The sequence below is a fragment of the Spirosoma endophyticum genome (assembly GCF_900112365.1).
GTDB classification, from domain to species: domain Bacteria; phylum Bacteroidota; class Bacteroidia; order Cytophagales; family Spirosomataceae; genus Spirosoma; species Spirosoma endophyticum.
In genome coordinates, this window is sequence record NZ_FOLQ01000011.1 from 49,987 (window position 1) to 64,036 (window position 14,050).

Sequence of the window (14,050 nt, forward strand, 5' to 3'; positions counted from 1 at the left end):
ATAAAGAGTAGTCTGTCTATAGTTGCCGTTCAGGTGAAAGACGTTAGAAAATGAATAAGAATGAGTCAGGTTACGTCGTCCTATAACCTACAAATTGTTTACCTGTGCTGAAATGTGAGGATTCGGTCCAGGACGTACTGTTCCCTGGTCATAATCAACGTCACGTCAATTCTGTCTATTTCTAAATTAGACCGCTTTTTAGGCTTACTCAAACATTCTGCCAATCTTTACTGTATAGCCTACATCAGGGACAGGTTTTATGAAATCAATAGTTGCTTTTTTGCTGGCGGGCCTGGTACTGGGAAGCAGTTTGCTACCCGGTTTTGGTGTCGATCAATCGGCCAAACTGGTCGATTTGGTTCAGCATTACCAGGAGCATCGACAGACAGAACCTGATCTTAGCTTCCTTGATTTTATGGTGATGCATTATGGTGCAAATTCCGAACACCAGAAACATCCCAACCATTCGCATCAGAATTTGCCGTCCAGCAGTCATTCCGTACCCGCCTATACACCCAGTGCCATTCGATTGGCCGCGATCTTCCCGGTACAGTTCCTGACTTCAACAAAAGCCGATTATTTCCGTAAGGCTGATTTATACGCCTTTCTGACGGTTTTTGCGCTGATTAATCCTCCCCGAGCGTAATTTTCCTGCGCCCCTGGCCGAAGTGGGTCCACACGAACCGGATGCGTAACCTACTTACGTTGCCTCATTTCTGTCTATTTACTGGTCCTCCGAATTGACGTAGGCTCTGTGCTGATTTTGTCGCATTTCCATAGCGTTAATTCGTCGGCTCTTCCTGAATAAGCTACTCGTTCATCCTCACTACGTGCGCTGTTTACGCTATGGGTTAGCCATAAAAGTCTGACTCAGGCCTGCACATAATCTCTACAAATCCTACGGATATGCTCAATGCGATTATCCATTTTTCTATTCGTAACAAACTCATCATCGGGCTGTTCACCCTCGCGCTGGTAGGCTGGGGAATCTGGTCGGCGACGCAGTTGCCGATTGATGCGGTTCCTGATATTACCAACAACCAGGTGCAGGTTATCACCAGCAGCCCATCGCTGGCGGCCGAAGACATCGAACGACTGGTTACGTTCCCAATTGAAGTAAGCCTGTCCAACATTCCGGGTATTACCGAATTACGCTCGTTTTCGCGTTTCGGCCTGTCGATTGTTACCGTAGTTTTTACCGATGCCACTGATGTGTACTGGGCTCGTCAGCAGATTGCCGAGCGGTTGCAGAACGTAGTGGGGCAGATTCCGCCCGGTGTGGGAGCGCCCGTTATGGCACCCGTCACAACAGGGCTGGGTGAGATTTTCCAGTATACGGTTGTTCCCAAAAAAGGCTATGAAAACAAATACTCGCTCACCGACCTGCGGACCATTCAGGACTGGACCATCCGGCGCGGGCTGCTCGGAACGCCCGGCGTGGCCGATGTCAGTGGTTTTGGCGGTTTGCTGAAGCAGTACGAAATCGCGGTCGATCCCGATCGGCTGCGTAGCGTAGGCATTACTATCACAGACATTTTTAACGCCCTCCAACAAAACAACCAGAATACGGGGGGTGCTTATATCGATAAAAAACCCAATGCATTTTTCATTCGCTCCGACGGCCTGATCCGGTCGGCCAGTGACATTGCCGACATTGTTATCCATCTGAATACTCAGGGGCTGCCCGTTCGGGTGCGCGATGTGGCGCAGGTAACGATCGGTTCGGCGGTACGTTATGGTGCCGTAACCCGCAATGGCGAGGGCGAAACGGTGGGCGCGGTGGTGATGATGATCAAGGGAGATAACTCCTCGGCCGTCATCAAACGGGTGAAAACAAAAATCGCCGAAATCCAAAAGACGCTTCCGCCGGGTGTACAAATCATCCCCTTTCTGGATCGAACAAAAATGGTCAATAGCGCCATCGGAACCGTGGAGCGCAACCTGCTGGAAGGGGCAACCATTGTCATTTTCGTGCTGGTGCTTCTGCTGGGTAACTTCCGGGCGGGCTTCGTCGTGGCTTCTGTGATTCCGCTGGCGCTGTTGTTCGCCATTTCGATGATGAACCTGTTTGGCGTATCGGGTAATCTGATGAGTCTGGGGGCCATCGACTTCGGATTGATTGTGGATGGGGCCGTCATTATTGTTGAAGCGACGCTGCACCACATTACCCTACGTAACAAAGACAAAACCCTCACGCAGGACGAAATGGATGAGGAAGTTTTCCTGTCGGCGGGTCGTATTCGCTCGTCGGCGGCATTTGGGGAGATTATTATCCTGATTGTTTATCTGCCGATTCTGGCCTTATCGGGAATCGAAGGCAAGATGTTCCGTCCAATGGCCCTGACGGTTGCCTTCGCTATTTTGGGCGCGTTTATTCTCTCGCTGACCTACGTACCGATGATTTCGGCCCTGATGCTGAATAAGACCATCGTGCACAAAGAAACGTTTTCGGACAAGATTATGAAACGGATTCAGCGGGTGTACGAACCCCTGCTGCTACGTTCTTTGAACCACCGACTGCTTATTCTGAGTAGTGCTTTGGCCCTTCTGGTACTGACGGTTTTTCTGTTTACCCGCATGGGTGGGGAGTTCATCCCTCAACTCGACGAAGGTGATTTTGCAGTCGATACCCGTACGCTGACAGGCAGCTCGCTCTCCGAAACGGTGGACGCTACTACCAAGGCACAACGGATATTGCTGAAACAGTTTCCGGAAGTGGAGCAGGTGGTTGGCAAGGTTGGCTCCGGCGAAATTCCCACCGATCCGATGCCGATTGAAGCGTCGGATTTGATGGTTATTCTCAAACCCAGAGATGAATGGACGTCGGCGACAACCCGCGATGAACTGGCCGGAAAGATGGCGAAGGCGTTATCGGTGATTCCGGGCGTAACCTTCGGCTTTCAGCAGCCGGTGCAGATGCGTTTCAACGAACTGATGACGGGTGCCCGGCAGGATGTAGCACTGAAAATTTACGGGGACGACCTGGCGCAATTGACCAAACTGGCCGAAGAAGTGGGGGGGCTTGTCCGCACCATCGACGGTGCCAAAGACCTGTATATTGAGCAGGTGGGTGGTTTATCGCAGATTCTGATCAAACTCGATCGGGCGCAGATCGCCAAGTTCGGCCTCAACGTAGCAGATGTTAATCGGGTGATCAACACAGCCTTTGCCGGCCAATCGGCGGGGCTGGTGTTTGAGGGCGAAAAACGCTTCGATCTGGTTGTTCGCCTGGCGGCCGATAAGCGCCAGAGCCTGGAGGATATCCGCAATGTGTACGTAGCAACACCGACTAACCAGCAGATTCCGTTGAGTCAGATTGCGCAGGTCAGCCTGGAGCAGGCACCCAACCAGATTCAGCGAGACGATACGCACCGACGTATCACACTGGGTTTCAACGTACGGGGCCGCGACGTAGAGAGCATCGTTGCGGAGCTACAGCAAAAAGTTGGCCAGCGGATCAAGTTTCCGCCGGGCTACTCGATCACCTACGGCGGCCAGTTTCAGAATCTGGTGGATGCCAAAAAGCGGCTGACCGTTGCGGTGCCGATTGCGCTCGCCCTGATCTTTGCCCTCCTGTTTTTTACGTTTGGCTCTGTTCGGCAGAGTCTACTGATCTTCATGGCGATTCCGATGGCGGCCATCGGGGGCGTGTTTGCGTTGCTGATTCGGGGAATGCCCTTCAGCATCTCGGCGGGCGTAGGGTTCATTGCCCTCTTCGGGGTCGCCGTGCTCAACGGGATTGTTTTGATCGCCGAGTTTAACCGACTTCGCCACGAAGAAGGACTAACGGATTTAACGGAAATTATCCGGCAGGGGGCCGAAGTCCGGCTTCGACCTGTCATCATGACGGCGCTGGTAGCCTCGTTTGGCTTTATCCCGATGGCCATTTCCAACTCGGCCGGGGCCGAAGTACAAAAACCACTGGCTACCGTTGTGATTGGGGGACTGCTCACCGCTACGTTACTGACCCTGATCGTTCTGCCCATTTTGTATTCGCTGTCGGAGCGAAAGTCGGTAGAGAAAGAAGCACAGGCCGCTAAAAAAACGGGGCCGAAATCAGTTGCAGCGGCAACGATTGTAGCCCTGTTATTGCTGTCAATACAGAGTTGGGGACAATCGGCTCCCATGCAGGCTATGACGCTGGATCAGGCGCTGCAACAGGCGGGCAGTCGAAATGCACAGCTTCAGATTGCGGGACTTAATGTCAATCAGCAACAGGCGCTCCGCCGAACCGCCTACGACGCCGGACGGCTTTCGGTGCTGGCGATGCTGGGGCAGTACAACAGCCGCCATTTCGATAATAACCTGACCGTCACCCAAACCATTCCGAATCCTACGCTGATGCGTCGCCTGGCCGAGTTAAATGACCAGACGGTTCGGTTACGGGAATCAGGCGTGGTTGTTACCCGTAACGAGGTGATCTATCAGGTGAAGTCAGTTTTCTACGCGCTGAACTACCTGTACCAGAAAAGCCGGTTGTATCAACAGCAGGATACGGTTCTGGCTGAATTTGTGAGAGCCGCGACCCTTCGGGTCAAAACTGGCGAAACCAACAGTCTGGAGAAAGCAACAGCCGAAAGTCAGCTAGCCGATCAGCGCGTGCGGCTGGCACAAAACGAAGCAAACCTGACCGCTAGCCGGACTCAATTGCAAACGCTTCTCTATAGCAAGGCTCCAGTAGACGTATCGCCCCAGCCACTGCCGAAACTGGTGCTGACGGCGTTGCGAGACAGTGTGGCTTTAGCGAATAACCCACTGTTACGTCAGCTACAGCAACAAATTCAGGTTGCCCAGCAAAATCGGCTGGTCGAACAGGCTCGCCTTAAACCCGATTTTCTGGTCGAACTTTTCAGTCAGACGCTCACGGGTAATCAGTTGATCAATGGGCAGGAATTGTATTTCGGACCCGGTTATCGGTTCAACGGCGGACAAATCGGCGTTACGTTGCCACTCCTCGGTCAGGCACAAAAATCGCGGATCAGTGCCGCCCGAATCGGGGAGCAAATCGCGCAAACGGATCTGGAAAATCAGCGGTTTGCGCTCGACCAGCAACTACAGCAGGCGTTCCGACAATATGAGCAGTATCGCAGCACACTTACGAATTATGAAGCGAACGGTCTGCCTCAGGCGGGACTTATTCAGACCAACGCCCGCCGGGCTTTCAGTGGTGGCGACATTGGGTACGTCGAATTTTCGCTCGCGCTGCAACAGTCGCTTACCATCCGCTCGAACTATCTTGACCTGCTCAATCAGTACAATCAGTCCGTCCTTTATATCAACTACCTGCTGGGCAATTCTTAACCACATCTATGAAAGTCAAACCGAATAAAATAGTCCTTAGTCGTTGTACACGCCTACTCATCGGGTTGCTCCTCGCCTTGCCCCTGCTTTCGGGTTGTGGATCAGGTAGTTCCAAGACCGATACTGAAGGTGATAAAGGGCAATCCGAGAAATCGGATTCAACGAGTGTAAAAAACGACTCAGTGGCTGGCATTGTCCGGGTTTCGCTCACGCAGGCCCAATACAACGTAGCGGCCATTGAGTTAGGCCAACCGACGCTCCGTACGCTGAGCACTACCCTGAAAGTGAACGGTACCATTGACGTTCCGGCCCAGAATAGGATGTCGGTTTCGGTGCCGTTTGGTGGCTATATCCGACAAATTAACCTGGAGCCCGGTATGCGGGTGCGCAAAGGCCAGCCGCTTGTCGTGCTGGAAAATCCTGACTACATCCAGCTTCAGCAGGATTATCTGGATACCAAAGCCAAGCTGGAATACGCCGACCTGGAATTTGCCCGCCAGCAGGAATTAAGCCGGGAAAATGTCGGCGCCCTGAAGGTTTTTCAGCAAGTCCGCTCGAACCGGCAGAGTTTACAGGCGCAACTGGCGGGGATGGCCCAGCGATTAGCCATTTTACGGATTAATCCGGCTAAGCTAAGCCCGGACCAGCTTACGCGTACGGTCACGATTCCCTCGCCCGTATCGGGATTTATTACCAACGTACCCGTTAACAATGGGCGGTTCGTTAACCCGGCCGATGTGCTGGTTGAGATCACCAACGTCGATCACCTGCACGTTCAGCTCAGCATTTTTGAGAAAGATATAAGTCGGATTCATACCGGGCAGATCGTTCGGTTTGGCATGGGAGGGGATGCGTCGCTGGTACACAGGGGAGAGATTTTCCTGATTGGTAAGTCTATTGCCGCCGACCGGACCATTTCTGTGCTGGCCCATCCCGACGGGTATGCCGACGACTTTATTCCGGGGGGCTACGTATCGGCTCAGATTGACGTGAAAACACAGCCACTATCGGCGCTACCCGAATCGGCGGTGGTCAGTTATGGGGGCAAATCACTGATTTATGTGCTGGAGAAAAAACAGGCCAATCCCGCTACGTATCAGTTTCGGCAGATTGAGATTAAAACGGGCGTTCGGGAAAACGGGTACGTAGCGATCAATCTGCCGTCAGATGTAAATCCCCAACTCAGCCCGATTGTGCTGAACGGAGCCTATAGTTTACTAGCCAAACTAAACAACAGCGAAGAAGAATAAGCATCTTCCCGCTAACTCAACTATGCAGCCCATCCGCTATATCATCCATCAAAATACAGTCTGGTACAACGTAATGGATTATGCCCGGCTGCTGCTGGACACGCGCACGATCGCGCGGGTAAGACCGTCCGTCCTTCACAAACGGCATCGTTCCTCAAAATTACCCGAGGAGTTACTGATGGCCAAACTGACTCAGTTGAGTGCTACGTATCAGCTTCGAATCAATCAGGAGGTATTTGCCGACTGGGTTGTTTTCGAGCATCTCCATCGGGTACTAAAGCCCTTTCTTGTGCAGCCATCCGACTGGACAAATCCAGCTAGTTTATTTTATAAAATCCGGGTGTACATCGACCGGCCTAAACGGTCGGTTGAGCCTAACGCTGGCGATGATTATTTCGAAGAAATAATTGTTGAAGCTTCTGACTGACAATGAGTTATCTTCAGGTACTCTTCGAAGCTACCTCGTGCATCGTAATCAGGTTAGTGTTCAGACAATCACTTGTTTTGCCAGCGTAAAGCCACCTTGTCAGATTGAGATTGACGGGTAAAAATACATGCCTTACTCAAATGGGCATAGATAGCTGGGGAGATCGGGTTGTTTATGCGATCCAACCAACTCATATTCAGCTGCCAGCCATTGTATTATTAGCTGTGTATTGAATAGCTCATTTTATTCTGCTGGGGTGCAGATTATCTTCTGGTTCGCCATAAAAAACCGCACCAAAGCTTCATCTCCGTCAAACGAAGTTACTGGCGTAAGGGGTCAGCTAAACATCGGGTATTTACCTAAAAGTTAAACAAGTGATTTCCGGGAGCAGTTATAGTGCCAGTTTTATAAACCATCAGAACTACACTAATGAGAAATTATCTCGCCGGATTATTAATGCTGGTAGCTCTATCGGCTACTGCCCAGGAGTACAAACCATTTAAAGTAAACGTATCCATTGGCTATGCCAAACCCTTCAATGCAGGCGTATCGGGTGGCTTTCTTGCCGCAATAGAGCCTAAATACGGGCTTTCTGACCGATTTGACCTGGGCCTTCGCCTGGAACTGGCTTCTGTAGCGCGGGGTGTTCAACAAAACGGCAGCACGACAACGGGGGACGTGGGAACCTATGTTTCTTATCTGGTAACGGGTACGTATTTGTTTGGAACGGGTGGCGTTCGCCCTTTTATTGGTGCGGGAGCAGGTGTATACACAATTGGCGCGGCTGGTACCGTCGTCATCTCTAGCAATGGGCAAGCTAATCAGAATATTACACTGGTTAGTGACACTAAATTTGGGGGCATGATTCGGGCGGGTATCAAAGCGGGCCACTTTGTGGCGGCTGTTGAATACAATGCTGTACCAACAAGCAAGAATAATTCATCCAGTCTGGAAGTCACGAGCGAAAATGCTTATCTGGGCATCAAGGTGGGCGTAGATATCGGTGGCGGTCGTCGTTGAGTCGTACCCTTCTGCCAAACGATCCGCTTAACTAACGTTAGGCGGATCGTTTTTTTAGACTGCGGCTCGTCCCGGGGTGATCGTTGTAAACGATTCTATCCTGATTGTGAAGAATTCTATCAAGGGTGTGACTTTTGGGCGTTGCTGGAGTTAAGATTATATAGAGAGAAGGTACAGGGCCTTAGCCGCTTGGCTAGGGCTTTTGTTTGCCCTATATGGCAGCTCTTAAAAATCATGAAATTGTTAATTATTTGTAAATCAGTAGTTTATTAACATAATTTAACGGGTTCGATTCTGGGCTGAAGGGTTCACTAACGTAGTTTTGGCGAGGACTTACACAAACATTCATCGCTAATTCTACATCGGTATGCCCAGCTTTAAACGCCTGAACACCCTGACGGGCTGGCTCGTTTTCGCCATTGCGTTCGTCACCTACGCCACGACGGTCGAACGCACCGCCAGCTTCTGGGACTGTGGTGAATTCATTGCTTCTTCCTTCAAACTCCAGATTCCTCATCCACCTGGTGCGCCATTATTTCTGCTGCTGGGCCGGATTTTCTCGATGCTGTCGCTGGGGGATTTAACTCGTGTAGCTTACTGGGTCAACATGGGGTCGGTACTGGCCAGTGCCTTCACGATTCTGTTTCTCTTCTGGACCATTTCCCTGCTGGCTCAGAAAGTCTTGGCGAGTCAGCAGGCTGGTCAATCCAAACGCGACTACACAACTACGGATAGTTGGCTGATCATTGGTACAAGTGCCGTTGGTGCCCTGACCTATACCTTCTCCGATACGTTCTGGTTCTCAGCCGTGGAAGCCGAAGTGTATGGGATGTCCTCTTTCTTCACGGCTATTGTGGTATGGGCGGCTTTCAGATGGGAACGTATTGACGACGTAGCATCGGCCAATCGCTGGCTTATTCTTATTGCTTATCTGACGGGTTTATCCATTGGTGTTCACTTGCTGAATCTGGTTATTGTGCCCGTGCTGGCGCTTATCTACTATTTTCATAAATACCCTAAACCAACCTTTTGGGGCGGTGTGCTGACGCTGGTTATTGGTCTGGTCGTTCTGGGGATCATCAACGCATCAATTCCAGGCTTGCTGGGTATTGCTTTTGCCGTCGAACGATTCTTCGTGAATACCCTCGGTTTGCCATTTAATTCGGGTACCGTTTTCTTTGCCGTTACATTGTTGGGAGCTATTGCCTACGGAATCGTCTGGTCGGTTCGCCAGCAACGGCCGATGGTCAATACCGCGTTGCTGGCCCTTACATTCCTGTTAATTGGTTATGGGTCATATATGCAGGTATTGGTGCGAGCGAGCTTTAACCCACCCATCAACGAAAACAGTCCCGACGGCATCCTGAACTTTCGGTCATACCAGAGCCGGGAACAGTATGGCAGCCGTTCGTTGCTCTATGGGCCTGTGTTCACGGCGCACCCCATCGATCAGAAGCGGGGGGCGCCCATGTGGAAGAAAGAGAAAGACAAATACGTCATTTTCGATTATCAGCCCGAGTATATCTATGCGTCCGGCGATGAAATGCTGTTTCCCCGCCTGTACAGCAGCCACCTGAACCACCCGCAACTGTACCGGCAAATGCTTGGTCTGGCCGAAGGGCAAAAGCCGACCATGATCGACAACCTTCGATTTCTGTTTACCTATCAGTTAAACCACATGTGGTGGCGGTACCTGATGTGGAATTTTGCCGGTCGGGAGAGCGACGAAGAAGGCGCAGGGTATTTAATGCCCTGGTCATCGAATCAGCATGTGCCCGATCTGTTGAAAGCGAACAAAGCCCGCGATAACTTTTATATGCTCCCGTTTCTGCTGGGCCTCTTCGGGAGTATATTTCAGTACGTCCGTCGTCGGCATGACTTTCTGGTGGTGGGCTTGCTGTTTCTGTTGACGGGAATTGCCCTGCAGGTTTTCCTGAATTCGCCACCATCGGAGCCGCGCGAACGAGATTACATCTACGTAGGCTCATTTTATTTCTTCGCCATCTGGCTTGGGCTGGGCGTTATGGCCGTCGCCGACGTATTACGAACGTTCTTTCTTAAGTTTAAATCGGTTACGTTTCGCAACGAATTTGTCCTTGGTATGTGTCTGCTGGTGCCCGTTATGATGTGCGTGAAAAGCTGGGATAATCATAACCGCGACCACCGGTTTCACTCCGTTGATTTCGCCAAAAATATGCTCAATTCCTGTGCGTATAATGGCATCCTGTTTACTGAGGGCGACAACGATACGTTCCCGCTCTGGTATGTGCAGGAAGTAGAAGGCTTCCGTCGGGATATACGGGTCTGTAATCTGAGTCTGCTGGGTACCGAGTGGTACATCCAGCAGATGAAGCGGAAAACCTATGAGTCGGATGCGGTGCCCATGACGCTGGAATTCGATCAGTTCAACAAGGGTAAAAATGATATTGTGCCTTTCTATGAAGTGCCGGGGGTGAAAAATGGCATTGATCTACAACAGTACCTCAGTCTGGTTAAGACCAATAATCCCGCCATTCAGGTGCCGTTGACTACGGGTGAGATGACGAATATTTTACCCTCGTCCGTACTGTTCCTGCCCATTGACAAAAAGGCGGTCGATCAGGCTAAGTTTGTGCCGCCCACGCTACGTCCGTTCATGAAAGATACGTTGCAGTGGACGCTGGGCAAAAAAGATCTGTTCAAGCCTGACCTGATTATGCTCGACATGATTGCCACTAACAACTGGCAGCGCCCAATCTATTTTTCAAGTACGCTGGCCAACGATCACTACCTGAACCTGAAGAATTACATGCAGTTGGAGGGGTATACGTATCGCCTGATGCCAGTTGCCGTACCGGGCGCTACGGATGGCTATATCAACTCGGACATCATGTACACCAACATGATGCACAAGACCTTCTGGCGGGAATTCGATAACCCGGATGTGTATTACGACGAAACCTACAAAGGCCCGCCCGTTATCTCCGCCCGCATTGCTTTTCTGCGTCTGGCCGATCAATTGATCCGGGAAGGAAAGACCGACAAAGCCCGTCGGGTACTGGATTACTCGTTGAAAGTCATGCCGGATAAGAGCCTACCGTACGACCAGGTTTCGCCTAACTACGTACGGCTCCTGTTCGCTATAAATGACCACAAGAAAGCGCTGACTATTGCTGATACGATGGTGACCCGCGCTGACCAGAACCTGTCGTATGCATTACGCAGAGAAGGGCAGTTTAGTAATCCCAATACCGATTTATATGTGCTCCAGGCAATTGTTGACGCCTGTAAGGACGCCAACCAATTGGCAGCGGCCACTAAATATGAGGCCGTGTTCCAAAAGTATCTGAAGGTCTTTGGTTAATAGGGAGGCTACAGGAAGTCCGGTTGTACTAACTGACAGGACTTCCTGTAGCCTTAATTTCAGCCATGATAACTGGAAAAATCAACCGACAGATTCAATCCAGTTTTTCAGGTCTGCTTCATCTATCTCCTGCCCCTCAACCTTGTCAAGATAGGCAGCCAAAAGCCCAAACAATTCCTCGTTACTACGCAAATAGTTTACGTCTATCTTTTTGTCTGGTAGGTGATCATGAAATAAAAACAGGGTTTTAGGCTGCTGGCCCACAATCGTAATATCATAGCCGAAAGCGTCGAATACATGTTGTTCACGAGGTCGTAAACCATCGCCGACTTGCGTAGTCGTGACGTTGGATAAGTTGAATGCCTGTGCATAAAACTTCCGAAACAGGGTCAGCCTGTCCGAGCTTTCTACTTTCCATTCCCCCGTATCATAACAGAATAAACGGCCTGTGGCAAGATTATACCACAAGGCTCCTTCGTTAATAGACTCCCCGGCACTGTACCAAAAATACGGTTCAGCCTCACTAAAGAATACCTGTTTTTGTGGCCTGCTACTATACATTGCGTTAGTCGTTTAGTAACCTCCTTGTGTTGGCAGTCGGCAGGGGTGAGTTATCAAATGGGCTCTGCTGTACTCAACCTTGTCTTAATCACTCCACTTATCCTAAACACGTATTAACTCGCTCGTGTTTGGAGTACGCCGGCTACCTCACAAAGTCGGCCTTATGCTCACTCTTTCGTATGGGGCGGAAATAAGTCTATAGCCATGAATTTTTTACAGAACCATTAAAGCTGATGAATCAGATTTCGTTAAGCGTTCCTGGCTTCAACAGCTAGTAACAAACGTTGCTTCACCGCCATCCACTTGGTTCTGGAAGAGTTCCCGGTTGATGTGCAAACCCAACCGCCCCTTAATACGTAGGTACCTCAAACTATTCTGGAGTTTTGAAGTATATAGAATAGTAGTATAAGCCTTTTCAGGATCAGCCACTTTTTGTATTTAAATGAGCTTAGAATCAGCTAACAAACCGTTGAAATCGTTGTCTAAGTCCCTGACGGGTATTAGGGGACTGGACGAAATAACCGGAGGTGGGCTACCAAAAGGACGACCAACTCTTGTGTGCGGTAGCGCTGGTAGCGGCAAAACACTGTTTTCACTCGAATTTGTTGTCCGGGGCGCGCTTGAGTTTAATGAGCCGGGCGTCTTCATGGCGTTTGAGGAGAAAGCCGAGGAACTGTCCATAAACGTAGCGTCGCTGGGGTTTGATCTTGATCAGCTTCAGAAAGACAAGCTCATCAAGCTCGATCATGTCCATATTGAACGTAGCGAAATCGAAGAAACAGGCGAATATGATCTGGATGGCCTGTTTATTCGATTAGGCTATGCCATTGATAGTATCGGGGCAAAACGAGTCGTGCTGGATACCATCGAAAATTTGTTTTCGGGCCTGACGAACCAGGGGATTCTGCGGGCTGAATTAAGACGACTTTTCGAATGGTTGAAAGAAAAGAAAGTTACCACCATAATCACAGGTGAAAGAGGGGATGGTACTTTAACCCGTAATGGCCTCGAGGAATACGTATCGGATTGTGTCATCTTACTGGACCACCGGGTTAATAATCAGATTTCAACCCGACTACTACGTATCGTCAAATACCGGGGGTCGATGCATGGGACGAACGAATACCCCTTCCTAATTAATGAAGAGGGTATTTCGGTAATGCCCGTTACGTCATTGACACTGGACCACCCCGTTTCGTCTGAACGAGTTCCGACGGGTATTCCGGCGCTGGATAAAATGCTGGATGGCCGGGGCTTTTTTCGGGGGGGCAGTATTCTCGTTTCAGGGACTGCCGGTACAGGCAAAACCAGCATTGCTGCTACGTTTGCTAATGAAGCCTGTCGGCGAAAGGAGCGGTGTCTTTACTTCGCTTTCGAAGAGTCACCCCAACAGATCATTCGCAACATGCTTTCAATAGGGCTTGAACTTCAGGAACATATCGATGAGGGGCTGTTGAAATTTCATGCGTCCCGGCCTACGTTGAACGGGCTGGAAATGCATCTGGTTGCCATTCACAAGCAAATCAAAGACTTTAAGCCATCCGTTGTTGTACTGGACCCCATCACGAATTTGATCACGGTTGGTTCGGTCAGCGATGTAAAGTCAATGTTAATGCGCTTGATCGATTTTCTCCAGTCTGAGCAAATTACCGTTATGTTTACGGCGCTTGCCCTGAATAGTATAATCAATGAGCAAACAGACGAAGGGGTTTCGTCGCTGGTCGATGCCTGGTTACTGGTCAGAGATATTGAATCGAATGGCGAACGCAACCGGGGTATGTATGTCATGAAATCCCGTGGCATGAAGCATTCCAATCAGGTACGGGAATTTATGATTACTAATAAAGGACTGGAGTTGGTCGACGTATTTTTAGGCCCGGAAGGCGTACTGACCGGTTCTGCCCGCGAGGCCCAGAAATTACAGCAGGATACGGGTAATGTCTTACGTGAACATGCCGTCAGCCGGAAAGACCGGGAAATCGAGCGAAAAAGGCTAGTACTTGAAGCAAAAATAGCTGGCCTCAAAGAAGACTTTGAATCAATGCAGGAAGAACTGAACAAAACGTACATTGAAGATGAACTGCGAAAAGAGGTGCTGGAAAAGAATCGGGAACAGATAACCCGCAGCCGGCATAATGAGTAATCCTA

8 protein-coding genes are annotated in these 14,050 nt (G+C 50.3%); 7 read left to right on the forward strand and 1 reads right to left on the reverse strand.

The features are described from left to right. Nucleotides 1-259 precede the first annotated feature (259 nt). The 6 genes from BM202_RS23330 to BM202_RS23355 all read left to right on the forward strand — a co-directional run bounded on the left by BM202_RS23330 (nt 260) and on the right by BM202_RS23355 (nt 11,341). Nucleotides 260-646: a hypothetical protein gene (locus BM202_RS23330; protein ID WP_093830669.1), complete on the forward strand. Its 387-nt coding sequence runs from the start codon at nt 260-262 to the stop codon at nt 644-646. A 260-nt stretch (nt 647-906) separates the two neighbouring features. Further along, a complete protein-coding gene (locus BM202_RS23335) occupies nt 907-5,301 on the forward strand; it encodes a CusA/CzcA family heavy metal efflux RND transporter (protein ID WP_093830671.1) in 4,395 nt (1,464 codons plus the stop codon). Between the two features lie 8 nt (nt 5,302-5,309). Then, nucleotides 5,310-6,551, forward strand: a complete 1,242-nt coding sequence (locus BM202_RS23340; RefSeq protein ID WP_093830673.1) for an efflux RND transporter periplasmic adaptor subunit — start codon at nt 5,310-5,312, stop codon at nt 6,549-6,551. A gap of 22 nt (nt 6,552-6,573) precedes the next feature. Continuing rightward, nucleotides 6,574-6,978: a hypothetical protein gene (locus BM202_RS23345; protein ID WP_093830675.1), complete on the forward strand. Its 405-nt coding sequence runs from the start codon at nt 6,574-6,576 to the stop codon at nt 6,976-6,978. Between the two features lie 429 nt (nt 6,979-7,407). Then, nucleotides 7,408-7,998 carry an outer membrane beta-barrel protein gene (locus tag BM202_RS23350; RefSeq protein ID WP_093830677.1) on the forward strand — a complete coding sequence of 197 codons (591 nt, stop codon included), beginning with the start codon at nt 7,408-7,410 and terminating at the stop codon, nt 7,996-7,998. A gap of 367 nt (nt 7,999-8,365) precedes the next feature. Then, on the forward strand, nt 8,366-11,341 hold the full coding sequence (locus BM202_RS23355; RefSeq protein ID WP_093830679.1) for a protein O-mannosyl-transferase family: 2,976 nt from the start codon (nt 8,366-8,368) through the stop codon (nt 11,339-11,341). 81 nt (nt 11,342-11,422) lie between these two features. Here BM202_RS23355 and BM202_RS23360 read toward each other — a convergent pair whose 3' ends face one another. Next, nucleotides 11,423-11,902: a hypothetical protein gene (locus BM202_RS23360; protein ID WP_093830681.1), complete on the reverse strand. Its 480-nt coding sequence runs from the start codon at nt 11,900-11,902 to the stop codon at nt 11,423-11,425. Between the two features lie 442 nt (nt 11,903-12,344). Here BM202_RS23360 and kaiC point away from each other — a divergent pair, with 442 nt between their 5' ends. Further along, nucleotides 12,345-14,045, forward strand: a complete 1,701-nt coding sequence (gene kaiC / locus BM202_RS23365) for a circadian clock protein KaiC (RefSeq protein WP_093830683.1) — start codon at nt 12,345-12,347, stop codon at nt 14,043-14,045. The last annotated feature ends 5 nt before the right edge of the window (nt 14,046-14,050 follow it).